The following is a 24,596-nucleotide window of genomic DNA, read 5'->3' as shown; positions in this document are numbered from 1 at the left end:
GGCAACAGGTGAGGCCCCGGCCCCCGGGTCGGGGCCTCACTCTCGACGCACTATACGCACCATGTATACGCAGCATGTATACGCGAGCTGTATAGATGGGGTGTATACGGACGGAAAGGCATGCATGTACGGCAAGGCATTCGCCCCGGAGTACCAGGGCGCCCTCAACACCCTCTCCGTGAACTCCTCGCTGGACGACGTACTGGCCGCCGGTACCGAGCAGTTGAGAGCGGCCGAGCGGGCCGGGCGGCACGGTGAGGCGGCGCGCTCCGGGCTCGCGGTCGCCGAGGCGCAGCGCCGGCTCGGGCGGATCGCCGACGCCGACCGGACCTGGAAGGCGAGTTACCGGTCCGCCCGGCGGGCCGAGGACACCGCGGGGATGGCGTGGGCGCTGTGGAGCGGCGGCACCCTGGCCCGGCAGCGCGGCGCATTCGCCTTGGCGCGCAGGCTGTTGGGGCTGGCGGCCGAACTCGGCGAGCGCGGCGGGGACGTCGTCGTGCGCGGCTACTCGCTCGCGGGTCTGGCCGAGACGGGCCGCATCCAGGGGGACTACGAGGCCGTGGGCCGACTGCACGAGCAGTTGCTGGCCGAGGCCAGGCGGCGCGGCGAGGCCCGGCACACGGTGTGGGCGCTGTCGGGCATCGCGCAGATGCACCGCAACACCGGGTCCTACGACACCGCGTTCGCCATGTTCGAGGAAGCGGCCCGGATCGCCGCGGACGCCGACGACCGGCGTGGTCACGCCTGGGCGCAGCGCGGACTCGCCGACCTCGCCTCGGTGCGCGACGGCGACACCGAGCGGGCCCTGGCCCTGCTGTCCGAGGCGGAGACGACCTGCCGCACGATGAACCTCTCCAGCGCGCTGGCCTACAACCACAAGATGCGCGGCAACGTCCTCTACCGGGCCGGGCGTTACTCCGAGGCACGCGAGTTCTACGAACAGGCGCTGGCGGAGTTCCGCGCCATGAGCGAGCCGCGCGGGGAGGCGCTGTCGCGGTTGGGGCTCGCCAAGTCCCTGGCCCGCCTGGGCCGCGACCGGGCCGAGACGGCGGCCGAACTGAACGATCTGGCGCGGGTGTTGGAGCGGACCGGACTGCGGCACGCGCGGGAGATGGTGGCGCGGGCCCAGGAGGAGTTCGGCGTGCGGGCGGAGGCGGTACGGTGACGACTCTCGCCGCTCCCGAAGTCCTCACCCGTTGCCGGGAGTTGGTGCGGCCGGCACTGCGGGAGGCCGTCGGGGAACTGCATCCCTGGGTGCGGGAGATGGCCGCCTACTCCTTCGGCTGGTGCGAGGTCGGCGGCGCCCCGGCCACGGCCTCCGGCGGCAAGGGCGTACGGCAGGCGCTCGCCGTGCTCGGTGCGGAGGCGGCCGGAGCGCCCGCCCGGGCCGGGGTACCGGCGGCGGTCGCCGTGGAACTGGTGCACGTCTTCTCCCTGCTCCACGACGACATCATGGACGGCGACCAGGCGCGCCGCGGCCGTCCCACGGTGTGGAAGGCGTACGGCACGGGCCCCGCGGTCCTCACGGGCGACGCCCTGTTCGCGCTGGCCGTGGCGACCCTGGCCGACACCGGAGCCGGTGCCGGGGCCGTGCGCCTGCTCTCGGCCGCGCTCCTGGACCTGGTGCGCGGTCAGGCCGACGACCTCCTGTTCGCCACGCGTCCCTGGAGGGGGCCGGAGCGGGTCCGGCCGCGGGAGTACCGGGTCATGGTTGAGGGCAAGACCGGAGCGCTGCTGGGCTGCGCGGCCGCGCTGGGCGCCCTGCTCGGCGGGGCTCCGCCGGCCGAGGTGGCCGCGCTGGACCGGGCCGGACGGCACCTGGGGGTCGCGTTCCAGATCGTCGACGACGTCCTGGGCATCTGGGGCGACCCCCTGGTCACCGGGAAGCCCGTGCAAGGCGACCTGCGGGAGCGGAAGAAGACGTTCCCGGTGCTGGCCGCGCTCGACGCGTCGACACCCGCGGCGGCACGCCTGGCCCGGCTCCTGGAGTCGGACGGGCCTCCGCGGGAGATCGCGGCCCTGGTCGAGGAGTGCGGCGGCAGGTCGGCCGCCCTCGCCGAGGCCCGCCGTCACATGGCGTACGCCGAGACGGCGGAGGCGCTGCGGCCGCTCCTCGACCACCTGCTGAGACGCGACTTCTGACGCCCGGCTCGCCGAGTTGACCTGCGCCCGTCCGCGGGGACAGGGTTCGAGGGGACCCCTCTCCTCCGGAAGGAAGACCGTCTTGATCGGGATCACGGACATCGAGCGGCAGGCCGGGCGGATCGCCCCCTACGTCGTCCGCACACCGACCCTGCCCAGCCCCGGCCTGTCCGCACTGCTCGGTGCTCCCGTCACCGTCAAGCTCGAACTGCTCCAGCGCACCGGCTCGTTCAAGGCGCGCGGGGCGACGGCCAAGCTGCTGTCGCTGAGCGAGGCGGAGCGGGCGGCGGGGGTCGTGGCGGTCAGCGGCGGCAACCACGGGATCGCCCTCGCCCACATGGCCGCCGCCCTCGACGTCAAGGCGACGGTGGTCATGCCGCGGTCGGCACCCGCCCGGTCCGTGGAGCTCGTGGCGGCCACCGGCGCGTCACTGCGGCTGACGGACGACATGGACGGCGCGTTCTCGCTCGTCAACCGGCTGCGGGACGAGGGGCTGACGCTGGTCCACCCCTTCGACGACCCGCTGGTGATCGCCGGGCAGGGGACGGTCGGACTGGAGTTCGCGGACGACGCTGACGACCTCACCGACGTCCTCGTCAGCGTCGGGGGCGGCGGTCTGATCGCCGGGGTCGCGGCGGCGCTGCGGGCGCGTCGTCCGGGGGTCAGGGTCTGGGGCGTGGAGACCGAGGGCGCCGAGGCCATGTCCCGGGCGCTCGCCCAGGGCGGCCCGGTGCCGGTCGCGCTGTCCTCGGTGGTGTCCACGCTGAGCGCCCCGGCCGTGTCACAGCTGACGTACGACCATGCGGCGGCTCTGGTCACCGAGGTGCTCGTGGTCCCGGACCGGGAGGCCGTGCGGGGCTGCCTGGACCTCGCCGACCACGCCAAGGTGTGGGGCGAACCGGCGGCCGGCTGTCTCCTGCCCGCCGCCCGACAGGTGCGGGAACGCGTCGGTGACGACTGCCGGCTGGGCCTCGTGGTGTGCGGCGGCAACGCGACGACCGCCGACGTCATGGCGTGGGCCGAGCGGTTCGGAGTGCGTTGAGCGAGGCGCTCGGACCCGGTCGAACGAGGCGCCCGACTCCGTTCGTTCTACTGACTTGTGAGTCAGATACCGACCGGTCAGAAAGCGGATTCCACCGGTTGAGGATTTGATTGAACGGACCCCGCCGCACCCGCCGTACCTCTGTGAAAGGTGAGAGCCAGGGGTTCAGCGAGGGATGACCATGGTCAAGGCGCACGTCTCCACACACGGGTTGGTCGCGGGACGGTACCGGCCCCTGGACGTCCTGCATCGCGAGACCAACCGGACCTGCTGGTACGGCGAGGACGTCTCGGTCGAACGCCCCTGTCTGCTCACCGAGATCGGGCTCCCGGCCTCGACGGACGAGGAGACCGCGCTGCGCACCGCCGCGGGTGTCGTGCGGATGTCCAAGACGATGCGGGTGGTCTCCCCCGGCCGGATCGCCTCGGTCGTCGACGCCGTGGTGCAGGAGGGCGTCCTGTGGACCGTCACCGAACCCGTCGACGGCATACCGCTGGGTGAACTGCTCGCCCAGCGGGGGACGTTCGACCATGCCCAGGCGGCACGCGTCGGTCTGGAACTGCTGGAGGTGCTGGAGGCGGCGCACGGCGAGGGCATCACGCACGGCGAACTCAGCCCGGGCCAGGTGTTCGTGCGCGACCGGGGTGCCGTCGTGGTCACCGGCTTCGGCCTGGCCGGCGCGACCCTCGCCCCCAGGCTCTCGGCACCCTCGTACGCCTCCCCCGAACAGGCCCGTGACGAGCGCATCGGTCCGGCAGCGGACCTGTGGGCACTCGGCGCGATCCTCTACACCCTGGTGGAGGGCCGGCCGCCGTTCCGGGACCGCGACCGTCCCGCGGCCACCCTGAAAGGGGTCGACCGGTTGCCGCTGCGGGCGCCGGTGCGGGCCGGACCGCTCACCCACATCATCCAGGGGCTGCTGCGCAAGAACTCCCAGGAGCGGCTGACCCGCTGGGCCGTGCGCAACGCGCTCGTCAGGATCCTCAGCGAGGAGCCGGACGAGGTCCCGCCGGAGGAGCCCAGGCAGCGGCTGCGCGGCATGCCCGGTGTGGCCACGGGCCGCGGCAGCCGCCTCCTGATCGCGGGCACCGCCCTGGCCGTCGTCGCGGTGGCCGCCGCAGTCCTCACGGTCACCAAGGCGTTGCCCGGCACCGACTCCGCGACGACCGGCGAGGCGCCCGCCCCGTCCGCCTCGGCCTCCGCGCCCGCCCCGGCGCCACCGTCCCCGTCCGTCTCCGCGTCCCCGCCGGCCTCCGCGCCAGGGAACCGTACCGACGAGACCTCCACCCCTCCCACGCCCACCCCGACCGGGTCGGCGTCCCCCACCGCGGGCACCGGGTTGCCGTCCGGGTACCGCGAGTACCGCTCCCCCGAAGGCTTCTCGCTCGCCCTGCCGAAGGGCTGGAAGCCGCTGGACACCTCGCGCCAGGAGGATCTGGCCTACCGGGTCACCTTCGGCGCCGCCGGCGACCCGCGCACCCTCGCCGTCACGTACAGCAAGGCCGTGGGCTCGGACGCGGTGGCCGTCTGGCGTGACGACGTGGAGCCGGACCTCGAGGACAACCCCGGGTACGAGCGTCTCGGTGACATCCGTGCGACGACCTACCAGGGCCGGGAGGCCGCCGACATGCAGTGGATCGAGAAGGTCGACGGCACCCGGGTGCGCACCTTCGGCCGCGGCTTCCTCATCGGCGGGGGCCGCGGCTACTCGCTGCGCTGGACGACCCCGGCGGACGACTGGAACGACGCCGCGAACCGGACGGCGCTGGACACCTTCCTGCGCACGTTCGAGGTGCCGTCAGTGTGAGCCGCGTGGCGCCCTCATCCGCCGCAGCGGGCCCACGTGCAGCGGCCGGGTGCGCCAGCGCGCGGTGAACGTCCGGTCCTCCGGCGAGCACGTGAGCAGCAGGTGGTGGGGGGTCTCCAGGAACACCACGTCGACGACCAGGGTCCCCGCGTCGGTCCGGCCGCCGCTCACCGCGACCGGGACCGGCTCGTCGACGACCGTCCAGCCGCCCTGCCCGAGCCCGGGCCCGAGTTCCAGCCGCTCGCCGCCGTCCACCAGGGTCACGCGGCCTCCCGGTCCCACCTCGACCGCGGTCAGGCTCGGCTGGTCCGCGCAGGTGCCGGCGGCGGGGGTGAACACGATGGTGCTCTCCGCGGTGACCGCCTTGCCCTCGGCCGGAGGCAGCGCGAGCCGCGTCAGACGGTCGGCCAGCGCCGCGTCCGCCGCCTCCCGGCCGGGCAGCGGGCCGGTCCCGAAGGCGGGCAGCAGATGCTCCCAGGTCAGGTCCAGGACCTGCTGCATCTCCTCGCTGTCCGAGGTGATCGCCAGCACGGCGTCCTGCTCGGGCAGCACCACGCAGAACTGCCCGTAGGCCCCGTCCCCGCGATAGCCGTGCCGGGAGATCCAGAACTGGAAGCCGTACCCCTGCTGCCAGTCCGGCCAGCCGCCCTCCGGCCCTGTCTCGTGCGCGATCCGAACGCGCGTGGCCTCCGCGACCCACGACTCGGGCAGCAGCCGCTCGCCTTCCCACACACCGCCCCGCAGGTACAGCAGACCCAGCCGGGCGATCGCGTCGGTGGTGGCGTGCAGTCCGCTGAAGCCGAGCTCGCGGCCCGCCCGGTCGTGGATCCAGGCCGCCTCGCCGATGCCGAGCGGCTCGAACAGGCGGGGCCGCAGGTACTCGGTGAGCTTCTGGCCGGTCACGCGCTGCACGATCGCGCCGAGCGTGTAGGTGGCGGGCTGGTTGTAGGCGAAGACCGTGCCGGGCTCGCGGTCCGGCGGGACCAGCAGGAAACCCCGGACGAGCTCGTCCCGGTCCAGAGCCAGCGCACGGTCCAGCGTCTCCTCCGCATGGCCGCTGGCCATCGACGCCACATGCCGTACGAGCATCGCGCGGCTGCGCGGGTCGGTGACGTCGGCCTCGAACTCCGGGAAGTACGAGATCACCGGGTCGTCCAGCGAAATCAGCCCCTCGGCCACGGCGAACCCGGCGGCCGTGGCCGTGAAGCTCTTGCTGAGCGAGTAGAGGAGGTGGAGCCGTTCCGGGGCGTACGGCGACCACCAGCCCGAGGCCACGACCTGGCCGTGACGCAGCAGCAGCAGGCTGTGCGGCTCGATGCGCGGGTCGGATTCGAGGGCGTCGAGGAAGGCCTGTATGCCCGCGGCGTCGACGCCCTGGGCTGCGGGGGTGCTCGTGGGCAGGGAACTCATGCCAGCATCCTGCCGCGTTTCGGGGTCATGATCGAGAGGGCCTCGGTGTGACGGGGAGACGGCGGGAGACCCGTTTTCCCCTCCGGTCACCGGGGACTCGGACCCCATGGTGCAGATCGGATACACGATGATGACCGAGCAGGCCGGTCCGCGTGACCTCGTGGGCCATGTGGTGCGGGCCGAGGAGGTCGGCTACGACTTCTCGGTGACCTCGGACCACTACTTTCCGTGGCTGCGGTCGCAGGGACACTCGCCGTACGCGTGGAGCGTGCTCGGGGCGGCCGCGCAGGCGACCTCGCGCATCCCGCTGATGACGTACGTGACCTGTCCTTCCTTCCGCTACCACCCGGCGGTGGTGGCGCAGAAGGCGGCGACCATGCAGCTGCTCTCGGAGGGGCGGTTCCGGCTGGGTCTCGGCTCGGGCGAGAACCTCAACGAGCATGTGGTGGGCGGCGGCTGGCCGTCGGCCGACGTACGGCACGAGATGCTGGAAGAGGCCGTGGAGATCATCCGCGCGCTGTTCCGGGGCGGCCATGTGAACCACCGCGGCAAGCATTTCGACGTGGAGTCGGCACGGTTGTGGGACCTGCCGGACGAGCCGCCGCAGATCGGCCTCGCCGTCTCCGGCGAGCAGTCGTGCGAACTGGCGGGCCGGCTCGCCGACCTGGTCATCGCCACCGAGCCCAAGGCGGGCCTGCTCGACGCGTTCGACCGCCACGGCGGCGAGGGCAAGCCGCGCGTGGGGCAACTCCCGGTCTGCTACGACCCCGACCGTGACACGGCGATCAAGCGGGCGCACTCCCAGTTCCGCTGGTTCGGCAGCGGCTGGAAGGTCAACTCCGAGCTTCCGCACCCCGACGCGTTCGAGGCGGCCACGCAGTTCGTCACGCCCGACGACGTCGCCGCGTCAATCCCCTGCGGTGACGACCCCGCCGACTTCGTCGAGGCGGTACGGCCGTACGCGGAGGCCGGGTTCACCGAGATCGCCCTGGTGCAGATCGGCGGCGACTCGCAGCCGGAGTTCCTGGACTGGTCGGAGAAGACACTGCTGCCCGCGCTGCGCGACGCGTTCGCCTGAGCGGGACGGCTGCCGGGGCGGCACCCGGGGGTGCCATAGGCTTCCGAGCTGCACAGGGCGCGGTCCGAGACGATGTTCCGCGACACTGTGCGGTCCGAACGAGCCTGCCCAGGAGACGCACCCGTGACCACAGCGATCGACCCGTCCGAGACGCCCGCGCAGACCCCGGTCGAGACACCGGCCGAGATCTGGGTGGAGCCCTCGGCCGAGAGGTCCGCCGCCCCGCTGTCCGACCTCGTCGCGCGGGACGCCCGCGAGTTCGGGGTGTACGCGCGGACCGGCGGCTGGGCCTTCGGCCTGATGGTGGCGCGCAGTGTGCGCCCCGGCGGCCAGGGCGCGGACGAGACGCCGAAGGTGTCCGCGAAGGAGTTCGCCGAGCTCGCCGGCTGCTCCCCCGAGCGTGTCCTGCGCTACTACAAGGCCTGGGACCGCGCCGCGGACGACGGCATGGTCCCGCACTTCGAGGCGCTGTCCCCCGGCCAGGAGGTGGAGCTGCCGGACGCGGACGTGTGGTTGGACTACTACTCCTCCCGCAGCAGCGCCACGTCCGACCGCGGCACCGCCATCGCGGAGGCTGCCGAGGCCGAGGGCATCCGCCCCACGAAGGCCCTGGAGGTCGCCGAGAACCCGACCGCCCTGCGCGCCGCGATCCTCGCCGACCCCTCCACCGCCCGGGCCGCGCGCAGCGCGCTGCTCGACCGCATCAAGGAGGACCCGGAGCTCCAGGCGTCGCTGGCCCGGGACGTGGTGCGCACGGACGACCTGAAGAAGGCGGTGGCCACCGAGAGCCGGGCCGCCGACCGGATCGGGTACGTCCGCCAGATCGCCGAGTCGGGTCAGGTGAAGACGCCGGCCGGGCAGACCATCGACGCCCCGGTGGACCTCCGCCAGGAGGCCGAGCGCCACCTGTCGCTCCTGGCGGAGCTGGAGGAGGACGAGGACACCGGCGAATGGGCGGCCGAGGCGTTCGACACCATGAAGTCGCTCGTCGCCGAGGCCGTGGAGGCCGATCCCGAACTCCGGGTGCAGGAACGGCGGACGAAGTTCTACAGCAGCCTCCAGAAGGCGACCAGGGCCTTCGAGGAGCTGACCTTCGACGACGCCCAGGACTTCTACGAGGACGACATGGTCCAGCAGTTGGAGGAACTCCAGCAGGCCATCGCCGCGTGCATCACGTCCCTGCGCGGTGCGAAGGGGAATCACCCGGAAGGCTGAGCATCTTGGCCGTGGGAGGGGTACTAGAGGGCTCTACGTCGTTCTCCCCGGAGGCCTCCAGGTGAACTCCTTCGTCCACAGGACCGCACACAAGACTCTCGTCGTGCAACTCCAGGCGGGCGGCACGGGCCGTTGCCCCGTGCTCGCCCATCTGGGGTACGACGCGGCGGACCCGTTCGCCGTCACCGCGGTGTTCAGCCATGACGGCCGGGTGCTGGCGCGGTGGCGGCTGGACCGGGAGATGCTCGCCGAGGGCCTGAGCGGCCCGGTGGGCGTCGGGGACGTGCGGCTGAGCCCCGTGTCGACCGGGGTGTGGGAGGAGCTGCGCATGGAGTTCTACGGCGAGGCCCGCACTGACGGGGGCCGCCAGCACGCGGTGGTCTTCGCCTGGGCCCCGGCGCTGGCCTCCTTCCTGCGCGAGACCCGCGAGATCGTGCCGCTCGGCCAGGAGGAGGTCAGCGTCGACGACTTCCTGGCCTCGGTCATCGCGGGCGGCTGAGACGGGTGCTGCTGCGCACGGGGGCTGAGTAGCGGTACTCATGCCGTCGGCGGTCCCCCGCCCCGACGATGAGGGCTCCTACGACAAGGAGCACCTCATGACCGCTGGGCGAAGGCCGCTGCCCGTTCTGCTCGCGTGGGCCGTGGTCGCCGCGCTGGCCCTGTCCGCGTGGGGCCCGCGCGACCGCACTACCTGGTTCCTGGAGACCGTGTGGGTGCTGGTCGGCCTGCCGCTGATCGTGCTGACCTGGCGCCGCTTCCCGCTCACGGACCTGCTGTGCTGTCTGCTCGCGCTCCACGCGCTCGTGCTGATCGTGGGCGGCCACTACACGTATGCGCAGGTCCCGCTCGGCGACTGGATGCGGGACACCTTCGGCCTCGACCGCAATCCGTACGACCGTTTCGGGCACCTCATGCAGGGCTTCGTGCCGGCGGTCCTGGTGCGGGAGTTGCTCAGCCGTACCTCACCGCTGCGGGGCAGCCGCTGGCTGGCGCCGCTGACGGTGTGCGCGTGTCTGGCGTTCAGTGCCGTCTTCGAGATGCTGGAGTGGGCGGCCGCGGTGATCGGTGGCCAGGCGGCTGACGCCTTCCTGGCCACCCAGGGCGATGTCTGGGACACCCAGTGGGACATGTTCTGCGCGCTGGTCGGCGCCACGGTGTCGGTGCTCGTCCTGAGCCGTGTGCACGACCGGCAGCTCGACGGGCGGGCCCTCAGTCCGTCGTGTAGCGGCGCCGGGTCCACAGCGGCAGGGCGAACCAGCACAGCAGGTACCAGGCCACGACCGCGGTGACGAGCCAGGGCACCCACGAGTCGTGGGTGGCGACCCGCAGGATCAGCAGCAGGGCCGCCGTCATCGTCGTCAGGAGGAGGACAAGACCCACGAAGGTCAGGCGGGAGGCGATCCGCACGGCCTGCGGCTTGATGCGCCGACCGGAGACGAGGCGGTGCAGGGACACCGGCCCGATGAGGGCGCCGGTGGCGCAGGAGCCGAGGACCACGGTCACGATGTAGATGACCTGGTCGGTATGGGCCAGGTCGTCGTACTTCGGCGTGAAGACCACGGTCAGCAGGAAGCCGAAGAGGATCTGCACACCTGTCTGCGCGACGCGTATTTCCTGGATGAGTTCGCCCCACATGCGGTCCGCGCGCTCTTCCTCGGTCTCGTCGCGGCCCGTCCGTCTCACCGTATCGACCATGCGCTACGGGTATCCGGTGACTGATCGTTCAAACAACAGTGCGGCTCCGGGCGGCGGGAGCGGTCCCGGAGCCGCGCGGGGAGTCACCAGCGGTTCTCGACCTGGTCCTTGATCCGGCGGTCGTAGAGGTCGCGGATCGCCGCGAGGGTCTCCTCGGACAGCGGCGGCAGCTTGGCGGCGGCCGCGTTGGCGCGGGCCTGTTCGGGCGAGCGGGCGCCGGGGATGACGGTGGTGACGCCGGGCTGCTCGATGATCCAGCGCAGAGCGAGCTGGGCCGGGCTGTAGCCCTCGGGCGCGAGCGCGGAGAACTCCGCGGCGGCCTCGACGCCGGTCGTCCAGTCGACGCCGGAGAAGGTCTCGCCGACGTCGAAGGCCTCGCCGTGCCGGTTGTAGGCGCGGTGGTCGTTCTCCGGGAAGACGGTGTCCTTGGTGTACTTGCCGGACAGCAGGCCCGAGGCCAGCGGGACGCGGGCGATGATGCCGACCCCCGCCTCCCGCGCGGCGGGCAGGACCTCCAGCAGGGGCTTCATGCGGAAGGCGTTGAGGATGATCTGCACGCTCGCCACGCCGGGCCGGGCGATCGCGGTGAGCGCCTCCGCGCAGGTCTCGACGCTGACGCCGTAGTGGGCGATGCGCTCCTCCTCGACGAGGGTGTCGAGGGCGTCGAACACCTCGTCGCTGGAGTAGACGGGGGTGGGCGGACAGTGCAGCTGGACCAGGTCGATGCGGTCGACGCCGAGGTTGCGGCGGGAACGGTCGTTCCAGGCGCGGAAGTTGTCGAGGACGTAGTTCTCGGGGATCTGGTCGACGCGGCGACCCATCTTCGTCGCGACCAGCACATGCAGATCGGGCCTGCCGCTCAGGAAGGCGGCGATGGTCTGCTCGCTGCGCCCGTCGCCGTACACGTCGGCGGTGTCGAAGAAGGTGACCCCCGACTCGGCCGCCGCCTCCAGCACCGAGAGGGCTTCCTTGTCGTCGACGTCTCCCCAGTCGGCCCCCAGCTGCCAGGTGCCGAGTCCGACGACGGATGCGTGCTGCTGAGACCTGCCGAATGTGCGCTCGTCCATGGGGGCAGTCTGTCATCCGTCGCCGACATGCGCGGAACGGGTTGCTCCGGGTCACGACCTGTGAATGTTTCACTCACACGGGTGACACCCTTCGCCGTAAGGCATGCACGTGTCAACGTCCGCCTAGCGTGATCCCGTGACCGATCGTTCAGTGAGCAACCACCCCGGCGACCATCCCGGCAACCACCCGGGCGACCACCCGCGGGACACCCCGTCCTGGTCCCGTCGCGGCTTCCTCATGAGTGCCGCCGCCCTGGCCGCCGTACCGATCCTGCTGCCGGCTGATCCGGCGGCAGCGGCCGAGGAGCTGCCCGACTTCCCGGCCGGTGTGGCCCTTTACCGCTCGGCGTACCGGAACTGGGTCGGCGAGATCACCGCGGACGGGCTGTGGGCCTGTGCGCCGACGGGGCCGGACCAGGTGGTCGAGGTCGTCAACTGGGCCTGGCGGCACGGTTGGCGGGTGCGCGCCCGGGGCTCCTCGCACGGCTGGTCGCCCCTGACGATCACGGAGGGCACGGCCTCGGACGCGCCCGTCCTCCTCGTCGACACCGCCTCCCACCTCACCGGTCTGTCCCTGGACTCGGCCTCCGAGGTCCGGGCCGGCACCGGCGTCACGCTGGAGGCCCTGCTCACCTATCTGGAGGGGCACGGACTCGGGGTCACCGCCGCGCCCGCGCCCGGCGACCTCACGCTGGGCGGGGCGCTGGCGATCGACGCGCACGGCACCGCCGTCCCGGCGGACGGGGAGCAGCGGCTGCCGGGGCAGACGTACGGCTCGCTCAGCAACCGTGTCCTGTCGCTGACGGCGGTGGTGTGGGACGAGGACCTCGGGGCCTATGCCCTGCGGGAGTTCGGCCGTGCCGAGGCCGACAGCGCCGCCCTGCTCGCGCATCTGGGGCGTGCCTTCGTCACCGAGGTCGTCCTGCGGGTCGGGGCGAACAGCAATCTGCGGTGTGTGAGCCGGGTCGACATCCCGGCCGCCGAGCTCTTCGCGGCTCCCGGCGCGGACGGGCGGACCTTCGCGAGCTTCCTGGCGGAGGCCGGGCGCGTGGAGGCGATCTGGTTCGCCTTCACCGAGTTCCCCTGGCTGAAGGTGTGGAGCGTGGCGCCCACCAAGCCGCTGACCTCGCGGCGCGTGACATCGCCGTACAACTACCCCTTCTCCGACAACGTGCCGACCCTGGTGGCCGATCTGGCCGGGCGGATGGTGTCGGACGCGGCCTGGTACCTGGCACCGGTGCTCGGGAACGCGCAGCTGGACGTGGCAACCGTGGGGCTCACCGCGACGCTGTCGGCGGACATCTGGGGGCCGTCGAAGAACACGCTGCTGTACATCAGGCCGACGACGCTCCGGGTGACCGCGAACGGGTACGCGGTGCTGACCTCGCGGGACCAGGTGCAGCGGGTCGTCTCCGAGTTCACGGACTTCTACCGGGAGCGCCTGGCCGCGTACACGGCCCAGGGGCGCTTCCCCGTCAACAGCACCGTCGAGATCCGGGTCACCGGGCTAGACGACCCGGACGAGGTCGAGCTGGCGGGAGCGCGGGCCCCGCTGCTCTCGGCGCTGCGGGCGGACGCGGCGCATCCGGAGCGCGACACGGCGGTGTGGCTGGACATCCTCACCCTGCCGGGGACGCCGTACGCGGAGGCCTTCCTGCGGGAGATCGAGCAGTTCCTGTTCGAGGGCTACGACGGGACGCGCGTCGAGTGGTCCAAGGGGTGGGCCTACACGGAGGACGCGGTGTGGGAGGACGCGGAGGTGCTCGGCACCACGATCCCGGGGTCGTTCGGGGAGGCGGTGTGGGGGCAGGCGGCCGGGGTGCTGGACCGCCTCGATCCGCATGGCGTGTTCGGCAACGCGTTCCTGGACCGGTTGTTCCGCTAGGACGTCAAGTGCGCCTGCACCGTGGGGGCATAACGGTCCACGAGATCCTCCAGGGCGGCCGCCCTCAGCTCGGTGCCCCGGGCGATGCCGTACATCACCCCGAGGCCGAGGAGGGTACCCACCGCCAGCTCGGCGCGCAGACCGGCGTCGGGGCCCTCCAGCCGCCCCGTGAGGCGATCGACCACCTGGGTGCGGAAGTTGACGCGCAGGACGTCCCCGTGTTCGCCCTGCACCGGGGCGAAGGCGATCCGCAGCAGGGGGTCGGCGCCGCGTTCGGCCTGGCTGGTGAGGACATGGCGGACCATGTGGCGGCCCAGCTCGTCCAGGGGGGCGTCGAGCAGGGCCGTCGCGTCGGACTCGAAGGACATGACGCGGGCGAAGAGGGTGTCCTTGTTGCCGAAGTACTTCACGATCAACGGCGGGCTGACACCGGCGCGTTCGGCGACGGCCTTCAGGGTGATGTCGGCGTGGGGGGTGCGGGCCAGGAGATAGCGGGCCGCACGGAGGATGGCGGCCTTCGTCGCCTCGGCGTCCCGGCGGGCGGGCGGGGCGGGCGGCGTGGACGTGGGGGGCGTGGAGGTGGGGGGCCTGGTGCTCACGGCACTCATGCTCCCTCCATCGCCTCGTCCCGCGCGCCCCGGGTTCGGTCTTTCGCCCCGCGCGGTCCGTCGGAGGCCGGGTCGCCGGGGATGGTGAGGGCCGCCGCGCAGGCCGCGAGGGCGACCGCGCCCGCCATCGCGAAGGCCAGCAGATAGCCGTGCAGCGTGGGCACGGGAACACCGCCGACCGGGCTGGTGTGGTGCACGAGAACCGCCGCGACGGCCGCGCTGGAGGCGGCCTGGCCGATGGTGCGCATGAGGACGTTGACGCCGTTGGCGGAGGCCGTCTGCTCGGCCGGGACGGCCCGCAGGATCAGGGTGGGCAGCGCCGAGTAGGCGAGGGTGGTGCCGGTGGACACCACGGTCGCGCCCAGGATGATCATCCACAGGTCGCGGCTGTCCGCGATGCGCAGCGCGTAGCCGCACGCGATGACCGCGGCGCCGAGGGCGAGCGTGACGCGTGGTCCGCGGGACGTGGAGATCCGGGCCGACAGCGGTGAGAACAGCAGCATGGTGACACCGCCCGGCAGCAGGCACAGGCCGGTGGCGACGATCGACAGGCCGAGTCCGTAGCCGGTGGCCTCCGGCGCCTGCACCAGCTGGGCCGTCACCAGGGAGTTGGCGTAGAACGCGAAGCCGGTGAGCAGGGCCGCCACATGGGACAGGCCCACCCGTGGCCGGGTGACGAGCCGCAGGTCCACCAGGGGCTGCTCGGTGCGCAGTTGGCGCCACCACCACAGGGTCAGTACGGCGGCGGAGCCCAGGAACAGGCCCAGCACCCGGGGACTCCCCCAGCCCCACTGCCCGCCCTGGGACACCCCGAGCAGCAGGCTCACCAGGCCCACGGCCAGTCCGAGGGCGCCCCAGACGTCGAAGCGGCCCGGCTGCCGGACCGGCGATTCACGGACCGCCCACCACACGGCCGCCACTCCCAGCGCGCCGAGGGCACTGGTCATCCAGAACATGGTGTGCCAGTCGGCGTACTGCACGACCATCGCGGCCAGCGGCAGTCCGAGGGCGGCGCCGATGCCGACGGTGGAACTCATCATCGCGACCGCGGAACCCCGCCGCTCGGGCGGGAGTTCGTCGCGCAGGATGCTGATCGACAGCGGTACGACGGAGGCGGCGGCGCCCTGCAGGGCACGGGCCGCGATGAGCACGGTGATGTCGGACGACAGGGCACACATGACCGAGCCGAGCGTCATCAGGGCCAGGGACGCCGTCAGTACCCTGCGCTTGCCGTACATGTCTCCGGCCCGGCCGAGGACCGGGGTGAGGACCGCTCCGGACAGCAGGGTCGCGGTGACCATCCAGGAGACGGCTCCGGCCGAGGAGCCGGTCAGCCGGGGCAGGTCCGGCAGCAGCGGGACGACCACGGTCTGCATGACCGCCATGAGCGTGCCGCACATCGCAAGGACCGGCACGGTCAGTCTGGCGCGCGGGCCTGCTCCGCGTGGCGGGGATGTCGGGCGCGGGGGTATCGGGCCCTGCTGGTCCATCGGCGCTCCGGAATGCGATACGTGAACGTGGGGTGAATGCCGATTCACCTTACCGGTGAATCGGCATTCACCCCAGTCGCTTTTTCGAGCCTACGGCCGGCCGGCGCTACTTGCGGGAGGACAGTTCCCGCGCGTGCACGCTCCGCGCCACCCTCGGCCCGAGCCACCGCTTGAACCTGCGCAGCGCCTCCAGCTGCCCGGCGGCCTTGTCGATCCGGTAGTAGAGCTGCGGCGGGACATAGGGCAGCAGGGGCGAGTGCCGCTGGCCGAGCAGGGCGAACATCTGCTCCGGGGGGAGGTCGATGTAGCGCGTCAGGTTCTCGTACCACTGGGCGCTGTAACGGGCCGCGCTCTGGATGGAGAGCAGTTCCCCGGTGCGCTGCCGCTCGTAGCGGGCGAGGGCCCGGGGCAGGTCGGTGTGCTCGCGCAGGGCCTCGGCCAGGGCGACGGCGTCCTCCAGGGCGAGGGTGGTGCCGGCGCCGATGGAGTAGTGGGTGGTGTGGGCGGCGTCGCCGAGGAGGACCAGGTTGCCGTGGTGCCAGGTCCGGTTGGTGAGGGTGCGGAAGGTCAGCCACTGGGCGCGGCCGGAGCCGGCGGAGCGGCCGATCAGGGGGTGGCCGTCGAGGATGTCGGCGAACAGCTTCTCCAGCAGGCCGAGGCCCTCGGCCTCGTCGGCGCGGTCGAGGCCGAGGCCGGTCCAGGTCTCGGGCGCGCACTCGACGACGACGGTGCTGTGTCCGGGATCGAAGGCGTAGCCGTAGCACCAGATCCAGCCGTGGTCGGTCTCGACGAAGGCGAAGGTGAAGGAGTCGAAGACCTTGCCGGTGCCGAGCCAGATGTAGCGGTTGCGGCCTTCCTTGATCTCGGCGCCGAAGTGGTCGGCGTGCGCGGTGCGCAGGGCGCTGTTCACACCGTCGCCGGCCACGACGAGGTCGGCCTCGGAGAGGTCCCCGGCGGTGAGGTCGCCGGCGGCGATCCCGCGCTCGAACTCCAGCTTTACGCCCAGCGAGCGGGCCCGTGCGGCGAGGATTTCCAGGAGGCGGTGCCGGCCGATGCCGTGACCGAGGTCGCTGGGGCGCCGGGTGACGAGGTCGCGGACCCTGGCCTCGCCCTCGCTCCAGGTGACCGAGGCCTCCTCGATGGCGCGGGCGGACTCGGGGTCGTGGGCGTGCAGCTTGTCGAGCAGTCCGCGCCAGTAGGTGACGCCCCAGCCGTAGGTCGAGCCCTCGGGGTCGCGCTCGTGGACAGTGATGTCGTGGGACGGGTCCTGCTGTTTCAGCAGGATGGAGAGATACAGGCCGGCGGGCCCGCCGCCGACACAGGCGACCTTCACGCGCACCCCTAGTCATTACCCAAAGCGGTCGATTGGCAACGCAGGGTAGCAGTCGGGGGCCGTGGGGCCCGCGCTTCGGATCGCGTCACTTTCCGCACGTGAGGCGGGCCACTGCCTGCGGGTCCGCCCGCAAAGGATCATCGAATCCACGGTCCACGGGCGAAGGAATTCCTCCGTCCGGGTTCCCGAGAACCCTCTCCACAGCAAGATCATCTTTGTTCAACGCTGTACGACATGTAAGGAATTGTCTGGATCACAGCCAACCGGTCTCAAGTGATTTCTCCCGCTCTCGGCAGGGCCGATAGGCATGCGGAGTCCGTCAACTCAGGAGGAACACCGCCTGCCGGAACTCACCCGCCGAACCGCGCTCACCGCTACGGCCGCCCTCGCCGCGGCGACCGTCGCCGCCCCGCGGGCGTCCGCCGAGGACCACCATCACGGGTCGCCGGAGGCCTTCGACGAGGTCTACAAGGGGCGCCGGATACAGGGCCGGGCCACCGGCGGCCACCACGGCGGCTGGCTCGTCACGGTCGACGGCGTGGAACTGCACGTGATGCGGAACGCCGACGGCACCTGGATCAGCGTCGTCAGCCACTACGACCCGGTGCCCACCCCGCGTGCCGCCGCACGGGCCGCCGTCGACGAGCTCCAGGGGGCACGGCTGCTGCCGTTCCCCGCCAGCTGACCGCCCCGTACCGACCTGAACGCACTGAACACCCTGAACGCCCCTTTGGAGCATCCGCACACATGACCGTCCGCAAGAACCAGGCCGCCCTGACCGCCGACGAGAAGCGGCGGTTCGTCGCCGCCGTCGTGGAGCTGAAGCGCTCCGGCCGCTACGACACGTTCGTCACCACGCACAACGGGTTCATCATGGCCGACACCGACGCCGGGGAGCGCACGGGCCATCGTTCGCCCTCCTTCCTGCCCTGGCACCGCAGATTCCTGCTCGACTTCGAACGCGCCCTCCAGTCCGTGGACGCCTCGGTCGCACTCCCCTACTGGGACTGGAGCACCGACCGCTCGACGCGTGCCTCGCTGTGGGCGCCCGACTTCCTCGGCGGCACCGGGCGCAGCCGGGACGGGCGGGTGATGGACGGACCGTTCGCCGAGGCCACGGGGAACTGGCCGATCAGCGTGCGCGTCGACGGCCGGACCTATCTCCGACGCGCCCTCGGCACGGGTGTACGCGAGTTGCCGACCCGGGCCGAGGTGGAGTCGGTGCTGTCCATGGCGACGTACGACATGGCGCCCTGGAACAGCGCCTCGGACGGCTTCCGCAACCATCTGGAGGGCTGGCGCGGGGTCAATCTGCACAACCGGGTCCATGTGTGGGTCGGAGGGCAGATGGCGACCGGGGTCTCCCCGAACGACCCGGTGTTCTGGCTGCACCACGCCTACGTGGACAAGCTGTGGGCCGAGTGGCAGCGGCGGCATCCGGACTCCCGCTATGTGCCGGCGGCGGGGACCCGGGACGTCGTCGACCTCGACGAGACCATGAAGCCGTGGAACGACGTGCGCCCCTCCGACCTGCTGGACCACACCCGCCACTACACCTTCGACACCGAACAAGAGTCGTCCTGAGCCGGTTTGCCCTCCAGGACCTGCGGTACCCGCGCCCCACACACCGAGAAGACGAAGGAGGGATTCACCCGTGTCGCAGGTCGAGGAATCCATCGAGGTCGGCGTGCCGGTGCACACCGCCTACAACCAGTGGACGCAGTTCGAGACCTTCCCCGAGTTCATGAGCGGGGTCGAGCGCATCGAGCAGCGGACCGACACGCTCACGCACTGGGTGACCAACGTCAACGGGGTGCACAGGGAGTTCGACGCGGAGATCACCGAGCAGATCCCGGACGAGCGGGTCGCGTGGACCACGATCGCCGGGGAGGCCAAGCAGGCCGGTGCGGTCACCTTCCACCGGCTCGACGAGGGCCACACCAAGGTGATGCTCCAGATGGACTTCCACCCGGACAGCATCACCGAGAAGGTCGGCGACAAGCTCGGCTTCGTGAAGCGGCAGACCAAGGGTGACCTGGAGCGCTTCAAGACGTTCATCGAGGAGCGCGGCCGGGAGACCGGCGAGTGGCGCGGGGCGGTGATCTGACCGCCGCGGGCCTGCCCGGCCCAACCGGTCAGGCCCTCACCGGCCGTTCTCGTACGCCGGACAGGTCCTAATCGGCCGCTTCCGTACGGCACTCCGGGTGCCCCCAGCCCTGGGCGTTCTTGGCGATGGGCTCGCCCGCCGCGTAGGAACGTCCGCACAGGCACCGGCCGGGGAACTTGGCCTTGATCGTACGGGACGACGAACCACCGCTCCGCTTGGGCGACTTGGCCCGGGCGGGGCGGTCGGCTTTCGGGGTGTCCGGGGACGGCGGCGGCACGGGGGAACCGAGGGCGCTGCTCGCGGGTTCCTGGACGATCGCCGCCTGGCTGGCCGCGCGGTCCGCGAAGTCGTTGAGCGGGTCTCCGTCGACCTGGTGGGCAGGGACGTAACGGAACTCGACCGAGCGCCCGTCGAGCAGTTCGTCGATGCGGACCACGAGGTCCTGGTTGGCGACCGGCTTGCCCGCGGAGGTCTTCCAGCCGTTGCGCTTCCAGCCGGGCAGCCAGGTGGTGACCGCCTTCATGGCGTACTGGGAGTCCATCCGGATCTCCAGCGGGACGTCCGGGTCGGTTGCCGCCAACAGCCGCTCCAGCGCGGTGAGTTCAGCGACGTTGTTGGTGGCCCTGCCGAGCGGCCCGGCCTCCCAGCGGTCCGGGGTCTCGCTCTCGTCGGCGATCACATAGGCCCAGGCCGCGGGTCCCGGATTTCCCTTCGAAGCCCCGTCGCACGCGGCCACCAGTCGTTCACGCATGCGCTCGATCATGCCATGAGCGGACGGGCGCCCGGTCACCCCACTGCCGCCGCCCGGTCACCCCACCGCGACGACCGCGGCCACGACCCTGCGGACCTCTTCGGTCCCGGGCGCCGCGTCCTCGGCGTCGGTGAAGAGCAGATGCGCGGCTCCGATGAGGGTGGGGGCGAGCAGGTTCACGTCGGCGTCGGCCGGGACCCGTCCCCCGTGCCCGCTGGGCGGCGAGACAGCCGGCCACTCCGCGGCACCGGCACTCCCCGGCCCCCCGCCTCGCGCAACCGCGCCCGCAGGGCGTCCCTGGCGATGACCAGGCCGACGACGCACAGGGCGATCGTCCCGCAGAGGTGGGTGAGGGACGCGGACGCCGACACGGGGCCGCTGAGGCAGGGAACCGGCACGGGCCCGCCGTCGCGGGGACGACGGGCACGGGTCGGTCAGGGTACGTCGGTGACCTGGGGCATCTCGCCCTGGGTCGTCGTCACGTCGATCACCGAGAAGCTCGCGCCCTGCGGGTCGCTCAGTGCCGCGAACCGGCCGAACGGGGTGTCCATCGGGCCGAAGCGCAGGACACCGCCGAGCTTGGTGGCGCGGGCGACGGCGCCGTCGCAGTCGTCGACGGTGAAGTAGACGTTGATGTAGGCCGGGACCTCGGGCGGGAAGTCGTCCCCCATCTTCATGCGGCCGAGGACGGTGTTGTCGCCGAGGTTGAACATCCGGAAGTCGATGGCGTCGTCCTGCATCTGCTTGGCGCTGTAGCCGAAGACGGCGGGGAAGAACGTGTCGGACTTCTCGGGCTCGCGGGTGAAGACCTCGGCCCAGCAGAACGCCCCGGGCTGCTCGGGCGGGGCCTCGAACCCCTCGTGGGTGCCCGCCTGCCACACGCCGAAGACGACCCCGCTCGGGTCGCGGCCCAGGCACATCGTGCCGAAGTCGCCGACCTGCATCGGTTCCATCAGCACCTCGCCGCCGTGCTCACGGATCTTGCCGGCGGTGGCGGCGGCGTCCGGCGACGCGAGGTACAGACACCACTGCGACTGCCCCTCCTGGCCGGGCATCGGCGGGACGACCGCGGCCACGGCCTTTCCGTCGGCGTAGGCCTGCGTGTAGTTGCCGTACTCCGACGACGACTCGCCGAAGGTCCAGCCGAGGACGTCGCCGTAGAAGCTCTTGGCCCCCTCGACGTCGGTGAACATCGCATCGGCCCAGATGGGGGTTCCCTCAGGTTGTACGGCCATGATCGCGGCCTTCCGAATCGGTGGCAGGTCCGATTCCTCACGCTAGTCACGGGTGCGTCCGAGCGCGCGCTGAGCGGACGATCCCGCACTGGTGCACGAGTCGCCCAGCGGGGCGCGCGGGCACTCACGGGGCGCCGACTGCCTCACCAGGCAGGTTTACACCTTCCCTGTCGTGAAGCCGCCCCCTTCACGCCCTGAACCGCGGCGACCCGGGCTGTTTGGCTGGTACACGCGCATGGCCAGCCCACTCACCGCCCAGGAGGGAACGTGTCCACACCGGACAGCGCCACCGGCCCCGCCGTCGACGAATCCGACCCCCCTTCCCCCGCCGCACCGACCAGCCTCAGCACCCGGGCCGCCCGGCAGCTCGCGACCACCACCAAGACCGAACCCCAGATGCAGGCCATCAGCTCGCGCTGGCTGCTGCGCATGCTGCCCTGGGTGGACGTCAAGGGCGGCACCTACCGGGTCAACCGGCGCCTCCAGCTCAAGGTGGGCCGGGGGCGGGTGGAGTTCGAGCAGAACGGCGCCGACGACATCCGGGTCATTCCCCGGACGCTCACCGAACTCCCCGTCCTGCGCGGCTACTCGGACCTCGACGTCCTCGAGGAGATCGCCACGCGGTTCCGGGTCCGGGAGGTCCGCGCCGGCCAGGTCCTCGTCGAGGCCGGGCAGCCGGTCACGGAGGCCTTTCTCGTCGTGCACGGCCGCTTCACCCGCTTCACCGAGGGCAAGTACGGCGAGGAGGAGATCGTCGGTGTCGTCACCGACGGCGCCCAGATGGGCGACGAGGCCATAGGGCAGCCCGACCCGCTGTGGCTGAGCTCGGTCCGGGCCGAGACCGCCGCCACCGTCCTGGCCCTGCCCTGGTCGGTGGTCACGGAGTTCACCGAGCGCGTGCCCTCCCTCGCGGAGCATCTGGAGGCCTACGCGCGCCGGCAGAGCCTGCCGATGAACCGCAAGGGCGAGGCCGACGTCCCCGTCCAGGCGGGCCACGTCGGGGAACCGACGATCGGCGGCGGGTACGTCGACTACGAACTCGCCCCGCGCGAGTACGAGTTGTCGCTCACCCAGACCGTGCTGCGGGTGCACACCCGGGTCGCCGACCTCTACAACCACCCGATGGACCAGACCGAGCAGCAACTCCGCCTGACCATCGAGGAGATCCGCGAACGCCAGGAGTGGGAGCTGGTCAACAACCGGGAGTTCGGACTGCTGCACAACGCCGACCACGGTCAGCGCGTCAGCACCTTCACGGGTCCGCCCACCCCGGACGACATGGACGAACTGCTCGCCATGCGCCGCAAGACCAAGCTGTTCCTCGCCCATCCGAAGGCGATCGCGGCGTTCTTCCGGCAGTGCAACCGGCGTGGGCTCGTGCCGGGCACCGCGAACGTCGAGGGGCACGAGATCCCGGCCTGGCGCGGGGTGCCGATCTTCCCGTGCAACAAGATCCCGGTGAGTCCGCAGCACACCAGCAGCATCATCGCGCTGCGCACCGGCGAGGGCGACCAGGGTGCCGTCGGGCTCTACCAGACCGGGATCCCCGAGGAGTACCAACCGGGCCTGAACGTGCGGTTCATGGGCATCGGCGCCAACTCGATCATCAGCTACCTCGTCACCGCCTACTACTCCATGGCCATCCTCGTCCCGGACGCGGTCGGGATCCTGGAGAACGCCCAGATCGGCCGGACGGCCGAGTGACCGCGACGAGTCCCCGGCCCCTGCCCGGTCCGCCGGACATCGCGAGCAGTCTGCGCACGCCACAGCGGGGCGGGGCGATCCCGGGCCTGAGACACCGGCAGGTCGGCCCCGCCGACCCGGTGAAGGCCGCGGAGATCGACCGTCGGCTGGAGGCCTGGGCCCGGCGTCTGGACCTGTTCCCCGAGGCATGGAAGGGGGACTTCTCGGGGTTCCAGTTCGGCAGGGCGGTGGTCCTCCAGCATCCCGGGGCCGCCGACCTCGAACGGCTCACGGTCGCCGGTGAGTTGCTGCTCGCCGAGAACGTCGTCGACTCCTGCTACTGCGAGGAGGACGAGGGCCGCGGCGGGGCCCGCCGGGGCCTCGGCGGGCGGCTGATCATGGCCCAGTCGGCGATCGACCCGTACCACGGCGTCCCCGAGCTGGAGGCGGAGTGGCGCGAGGGCGTACAGGCCGACGGGCCCCTGCGCTCCTACCACTTCGCCCTGAAGGACTACGCCGCCCTCGCCACCCCGAGCCAGACCACCCGGTTCGTGCACGACATCGCCCGACTGCACCTCGGCTACCTGGCCGAGGCCGCCTGGGCGGAGACCAGGTACGTGCCGCGGATCTGGGAGTACCTGGTGATGCGGCAGTTCAACAACTTCCGGCCCTGTCTGTCGATCGTGGACGCCGTCGACGGCTACGAACTGCCCGAAGCGCTCTACGCCCGTCCCGAGATCCAGCGGGTCACGGCGCTGGCCTGCAACGCCACCACGATCGTCAACGACCTCTACTCCTTCACCAAGGAACTGGCGAGCGACCCCACCCACCTCAACCTGCCGCAGGTCGTCGCCGCCAACGACCGGTGCGGACTGAAGGCCGCCTATCTGAAGTCGGTCGAGATCCACAACCGGATCATGGCGGCCTTCGAGGAGGAGTCCGCCCTGCTGTCCGCCGGCTCGCCGCTCGTGGAGCGCTACACCCGGAGCCTGTCCGACTGGGTGGCCGGCAATCACGAGTGGCACGCCACCAACAGCCACCGCTACCACCTGCCCAACTACTGGTGACAGGCCATCGCATGACAGAACGTCAGACCCACCAGCACGAGGAGTCACCGTTGACCATCACCCCCCACGCCGGTACCAGGGCCGCCCAGGTGCCGACCCAGTCGACGTACCAGAGCCGTGTCGCGGACTACTGGAACGCCGAGGAGAACCCGGTCAACCTCGAACTGGGCAAGCTCGACGGCCTCTACCACCACCACTACGGCGTCGGGGAGGCCGACCGCACGGTCCTCGACGAGCCGGATCCGGTCCGGCGGCGTGAGCGGATCACCGCCGAACTGCACCGTCTCGAACACAACCAGGCCGAGCTCCTCGCCGCCCGGCTCGGCCCGCTCTCCCCCGAGGACCGGGTCTTCGACGCCGGGTGCGGCCGCGGCGGCGGCAGTGTCGTGGCCCATCTGCGGTACGGCTGCCACGCCGACGGGGTGACCATCTCCGAGAAGCAGGCCGAGTTCGCGAACGCGCAGGCCCGCAAGCGGGGCATCGACGACCGGGTGCGCTACCACCACCGCAACATGCTCGACACCGGGTTCGCCTCCGGGGCGTACGCGGCCTCCTGGAACAACGAGTCGAGCATGTACGTCGAGCTGGACCTGCTGTTCGCCGAGCACGCGCGGCTGCTGCGCCGCGGCGGACGCTACGTGGTGGTCACCGGCTGCTACAACGACACCTACGGCCGGGCCTCCCGGGAGGTGTCGCTCATCAACGCCCACTACATCTGCGACATCCATCCCCGCTCGGAGTACTTCCGCGCCATGGCCCGCAACCGGCTGGTGCCGGTGCACGTGGAGGATCTCACCGAGGCGGCGCTGCCCTACTGGGAGCTGCGCAAGGAGGCGGACCACCTGGTCACGGGCATCGAGGACACCTTCCTGACCGCCTACCGCAACGGCAGCTTCCAGTACCTGCTCATCGCGGCCGACCGGGTGTGAACCGGGCCCCGGTCGAAACCGGGGCCCTCGCTCCGGCGCGGACACGTGCGCA

Annotated in this window: 24 protein-coding genes; 15 read left to right on the top strand and 9 right to left on the bottom strand. The window is 71.7% G+C overall.

Annotated features, from left to right (window positions below; translation table 11 throughout):
* The first annotated feature begins 124 nt into the window (after window positions 1-124).
* The 4 genes from OHN19_RS40705 (at window position 125) to OHN19_RS40690 (ending at window position 4,991) form a co-directional block, all read left to right on the top strand.
* Window positions 125-1,165, top strand: coding sequence for a tetratricopeptide repeat protein (locus tag OHN19_RS40705; protein WP_330269028.1), 1,041 nt, complete (start codon window positions 125-127; stop codon window positions 1,163-1,165).
* Window positions 1,162-2,142 (top strand): polyprenyl synthetase family protein, encoded by a 981-nt coding sequence (locus OHN19_RS40700; RefSeq protein WP_330269027.1) that lies wholly within the window; start codon window positions 1,162-1,164, stop codon window positions 2,140-2,142. Before OHN19_RS40705 ends, OHN19_RS40700 begins: the two co-directional genes overlap by 4 nt.
* A gap of 82 nt (window positions 2,143-2,224) precedes the next feature.
* Window positions 2,225-3,184, top strand: coding sequence for a threonine/serine dehydratase (locus tag OHN19_RS40695; RefSeq protein WP_330269026.1), 960 nt, complete (start codon window positions 2,225-2,227; stop codon window positions 3,182-3,184).
* Window positions 3,185-3,359: 175 nt separating this feature from the next.
* Window positions 3,360-4,991, top strand: a complete 1,632-nt coding sequence (locus tag OHN19_RS40690) for a serine/threonine-protein kinase (protein WP_330269025.1) — start codon at window positions 3,360-3,362, stop codon at window positions 4,989-4,991.
* Here OHN19_RS40690 and OHN19_RS40685 read toward each other — a convergent pair.
* A complete protein-coding gene (locus tag OHN19_RS40685) occupies window positions 4,983-6,401 on the bottom strand; it encodes a serine hydrolase domain-containing protein (RefSeq protein WP_330269024.1) in 1,419 nt (472 codons plus the stop codon). The genes OHN19_RS40690 and OHN19_RS40685 overlap by 9 nt on opposite strands.
* 106 nt (window positions 6,402-6,507) lie before the next feature.
* On the opposite strand from OHN19_RS40685, the gene OHN19_RS40680 reads away from it, so the two are divergent.
* From OHN19_RS40680 to OHN19_RS40665, 4 genes are all read left to right on the top strand, one after another.
* Complete coding sequence (locus OHN19_RS40680) at window positions 6,508-7,479, top strand: LLM class F420-dependent oxidoreductase (protein WP_330269023.1); 972 nt, start codon at window positions 6,508-6,510, stop codon at window positions 7,477-7,479.
* Between the two features lie 123 nt (window positions 7,480-7,602).
* Window positions 7,603-8,694, top strand: a complete 1,092-nt coding sequence (locus OHN19_RS40675; protein ID WP_330269022.1) for a hypothetical protein — start codon at window positions 7,603-7,605, stop codon at window positions 8,692-8,694.
* 61 nt (window positions 8,695-8,755) lie between these two features.
* The gene (locus OHN19_RS40670; protein ID WP_330269021.1) at window positions 8,756-9,193 is read left to right on the top strand and encodes an SsgA family sporulation/cell division regulator; all 438 of its coding nucleotides are present in this window, start codon (window positions 8,756-8,758) and stop codon (window positions 9,191-9,193) included.
* 97 nt (window positions 9,194-9,290) lie between these two features.
* Window positions 9,291-9,983, top strand: coding sequence for a DUF2238 domain-containing protein (locus tag OHN19_RS40665; protein ID WP_330269020.1), 693 nt, complete (start codon window positions 9,291-9,293; stop codon window positions 9,981-9,983).
* Here the strand turns inward: OHN19_RS40665 and OHN19_RS40660 are convergent.
* Both OHN19_RS40660 and OHN19_RS40655 read right to left on the bottom strand, forming a co-directional pair.
* A complete protein-coding gene (locus OHN19_RS40660; RefSeq protein ID WP_330269019.1) occupies window positions 9,904-10,389 on the bottom strand; it encodes a DUF6328 family protein in 486 nt (161 codons plus the stop codon). The genes OHN19_RS40665 and OHN19_RS40660 overlap by 80 nt on opposite strands.
* 83 nt (window positions 10,390-10,472) lie before the next feature.
* Window positions 10,473-11,456 carry an aldo/keto reductase gene (locus OHN19_RS40655; protein ID WP_330269018.1) on the bottom strand — a complete coding sequence of 328 codons (984 nt, stop codon included), beginning with the start codon at window positions 11,454-11,456 and terminating at the stop codon, window positions 10,473-10,475.
* Window positions 11,457-11,694: 238 nt separating this feature from the next.
* Here OHN19_RS40655 and OHN19_RS40650 point away from each other — a divergent pair, with 238 nt between their 5' ends.
* Window positions 11,695-13,341: a cholesterol oxidase substrate-binding domain-containing protein gene (locus OHN19_RS40650; RefSeq protein ID WP_330269829.1), complete on the top strand. Its 1,647-nt coding sequence runs from the start codon at window positions 11,695-11,697 to the stop codon at window positions 13,339-13,341.
* Here the strand turns inward: OHN19_RS40650 and OHN19_RS40645 are convergent.
* The 3 genes from OHN19_RS40645 to OHN19_RS40635 all read right to left on the bottom strand — a co-directional run bounded on the left by OHN19_RS40645 (window position 13,338) and on the right by OHN19_RS40635 (window position 16,772).
* Complete coding sequence (locus OHN19_RS40645) at window positions 13,338-13,949, bottom strand: TetR family transcriptional regulator (protein ID WP_330269017.1); 612 nt, start codon at window positions 13,947-13,949, stop codon at window positions 13,338-13,340. The genes OHN19_RS40650 and OHN19_RS40645 overlap by 4 nt on opposite strands.
* Window positions 13,946-15,439, bottom strand: a complete 1,494-nt coding sequence (locus OHN19_RS40640) for an MFS transporter (protein ID WP_330269016.1) — start codon at window positions 15,437-15,439, stop codon at window positions 13,946-13,948. The genes OHN19_RS40645 and OHN19_RS40640 overlap by 4 nt, the downstream gene beginning before the upstream one ends.
* Before the next feature lie 106 nt (window positions 15,440-15,545).
* Window positions 15,546-16,772 carry an FAD-dependent monooxygenase gene (locus tag OHN19_RS40635; protein WP_330269015.1) on the bottom strand — a complete coding sequence of 409 codons (1,227 nt, stop codon included), beginning with the start codon at window positions 16,770-16,772 and terminating at the stop codon, window positions 15,546-15,548.
* A gap of 340 nt (window positions 16,773-17,112) precedes the next feature.
* Between OHN19_RS40635 and melC1 the strand changes: the two genes are divergently transcribed.
* From melC1 to OHN19_RS40620, 3 genes are all read left to right on the top strand, one after another.
* Window positions 17,113-17,457, top strand: coding sequence for an apotyrosinase chaperone MelC1 (gene melC1, locus OHN19_RS40630; RefSeq protein WP_330269828.1), 345 nt, complete (start codon window positions 17,113-17,115; stop codon window positions 17,455-17,457).
* 62 nt (window positions 17,458-17,519) lie between these two features.
* Window positions 17,520-18,356, top strand: coding sequence for a tyrosinase MelC2 (gene melC2 / locus OHN19_RS40625; RefSeq protein WP_330269014.1), 837 nt, complete (start codon window positions 17,520-17,522; stop codon window positions 18,354-18,356).
* Between the two features lie 70 nt (window positions 18,357-18,426).
* Complete coding sequence (locus OHN19_RS40620; protein WP_062032140.1) at window positions 18,427-18,879, top strand: SRPBCC family protein; 453 nt, start codon at window positions 18,427-18,429, stop codon at window positions 18,877-18,879.
* A gap of 67 nt (window positions 18,880-18,946) precedes the next feature.
* Here OHN19_RS40620 and OHN19_RS40615 read toward each other — a convergent pair whose 3' ends face one another.
* From OHN19_RS40615 to OHN19_RS40605, 3 genes are all read right to left on the bottom strand, one after another.
* The gene (locus OHN19_RS40615; protein ID WP_330269013.1) at window positions 18,947-19,642 is read right to left on the bottom strand and encodes a ribonuclease H; all 696 of its coding nucleotides are present in this window, start codon (window positions 19,640-19,642) and stop codon (window positions 18,947-18,949) included.
* 45 nt (window positions 19,643-19,687) lie between these two features.
* On the bottom strand, window positions 19,688-19,810 hold the full coding sequence (locus tag OHN19_RS40610; protein ID WP_330269012.1) for a hypothetical protein: 123 nt from the start codon (window positions 19,808-19,810) through the stop codon (window positions 19,688-19,690).
* Between the two features lie 254 nt (window positions 19,811-20,064).
* Window positions 20,065-20,865, bottom strand: a complete 801-nt coding sequence (locus tag OHN19_RS40605; protein ID WP_330269011.1) for a VOC family protein — start codon at window positions 20,863-20,865, stop codon at window positions 20,065-20,067.
* 267 nt (window positions 20,866-21,132) lie between these two features.
* On the opposite strand from OHN19_RS40605, the gene OHN19_RS40600 reads away from it, so the two are divergent.
* The 3 genes from OHN19_RS40600 to OHN19_RS40590 are packed head-to-tail and all read left to right on the top strand — an operon-like array spanning window position 21,133 to window position 24,544.
* Window positions 21,133-22,569: a family 2B encapsulin nanocompartment shell protein gene (locus tag OHN19_RS40600; protein WP_330269010.1), complete on the top strand. Its 1,437-nt coding sequence runs from the start codon at window positions 21,133-21,135 to the stop codon at window positions 22,567-22,569.
* Complete coding sequence (locus OHN19_RS40595) at window positions 22,566-23,615, top strand: family 2 encapsulin nanocompartment cargo protein terpene cyclase (protein ID WP_330269009.1); 1,050 nt, start codon at window positions 22,566-22,568, stop codon at window positions 23,613-23,615. The genes OHN19_RS40600 and OHN19_RS40595 overlap by 4 nt, the downstream gene beginning before the upstream one ends.
* A 50-nt stretch (window positions 23,616-23,665) precedes the next feature.
* The gene (locus OHN19_RS40590) at window positions 23,666-24,544 is read left to right on the top strand and encodes a geranyl diphosphate 2-C-methyltransferase (RefSeq protein ID WP_330269008.1); all 879 of its coding nucleotides are present in this window, start codon (window positions 23,666-23,668) and stop codon (window positions 24,542-24,544) included.
* Window positions 24,545-24,596 lie beyond the last annotated feature (52 nt).

It is taken from the genome of Streptomyces griseorubiginosus, assembly GCF_036345115.1.
In the GTDB taxonomy this organism is placed as follows: Bacteria; Actinomycetota; Actinomycetes; order Streptomycetales; family Streptomycetaceae; genus Streptomyces; species Streptomyces griseorubiginosus_C.
Note: the sequence above shows the minus strand (reverse complement) of the source record. Positions and strands in the feature narration are given on the sequence as shown.

What these genes read in the sequence shown, in the direction of transcription:
- OHN19_RS40650 (WP_330269829.1), top strand. Translation starts at nt 11,695, where the DNA reads ATGAGTGCCGCCGCCCTGGCCGCCGTACCGATCCTGCTGCCGGCTGAT.
- OHN19_RS40655 (WP_330269018.1), bottom strand. Translation starts at nt 11,456, where the DNA reads ATGGACGAGCGCACATTCGGCAGGTCTCAGCAGCACGCATCCGTCGTC.
- OHN19_RS40705 (WP_330269028.1), top strand. Translation starts at nt 125, where the DNA reads ATGTACGGCAAGGCATTCGCCCCGGAGTACCAGGGCGCCCTCAACACC.
- melC2 (WP_330269014.1), top strand. Translation starts at nt 17,520, where the DNA reads ATGACCGTCCGCAAGAACCAGGCCGCCCTGACCGCCGACGAGAAGCGG.
- OHN19_RS40615 (WP_330269013.1), bottom strand. Translation starts at nt 19,642, where the DNA reads ATGATCGAGCGCATGCGTGAACGACTGGTGGCCGCGTGCGACGGGGCT.
- OHN19_RS40680 (WP_330269023.1), top strand. Translation starts at nt 6,508, where the DNA reads ATGGTGCAGATCGGATACACGATGATGACCGAGCAGGCCGGTCCGCGT.
- OHN19_RS40645 (WP_330269017.1), bottom strand. Translation starts at nt 13,949, where the DNA reads ATGAGTGCCGTGAGCACCAGGCCCCCCACCTCCACGCCCCCCACGTCC.
- OHN19_RS40640 (WP_330269016.1), bottom strand. Translation starts at nt 15,439, where the DNA reads ATGGACCAGCAGGGCCCGATACCCCCGCGCCCGACATCCCCGCCACGC.
- OHN19_RS40665 (WP_330269020.1), top strand. Translation starts at nt 9,291, where the DNA reads ATGACCGCTGGGCGAAGGCCGCTGCCCGTTCTGCTCGCGTGGGCCGTG.
- OHN19_RS40660 (WP_330269019.1), bottom strand. Translation starts at nt 10,389, where the DNA reads ATGGTCGATACGGTGAGACGGACGGGCCGCGACGAGACCGAGGAAGAG.
- OHN19_RS40685 (WP_330269024.1), bottom strand. Translation starts at nt 6,401, where the DNA reads ATGAGTTCCCTGCCCACGAGCACCCCCGCAGCCCAGGGCGTCGACGCC.
- OHN19_RS40605 (WP_330269011.1), bottom strand. Translation starts at nt 20,865, where the DNA reads ATGGCCGTACAACCTGAGGGAACCCCCATCTGGGCCGATGCGATGTTC.
- OHN19_RS40690 (WP_330269025.1), top strand. Translation starts at nt 3,360, where the DNA reads ATGACCATGGTCAAGGCGCACGTCTCCACACACGGGTTGGTCGCGGGA.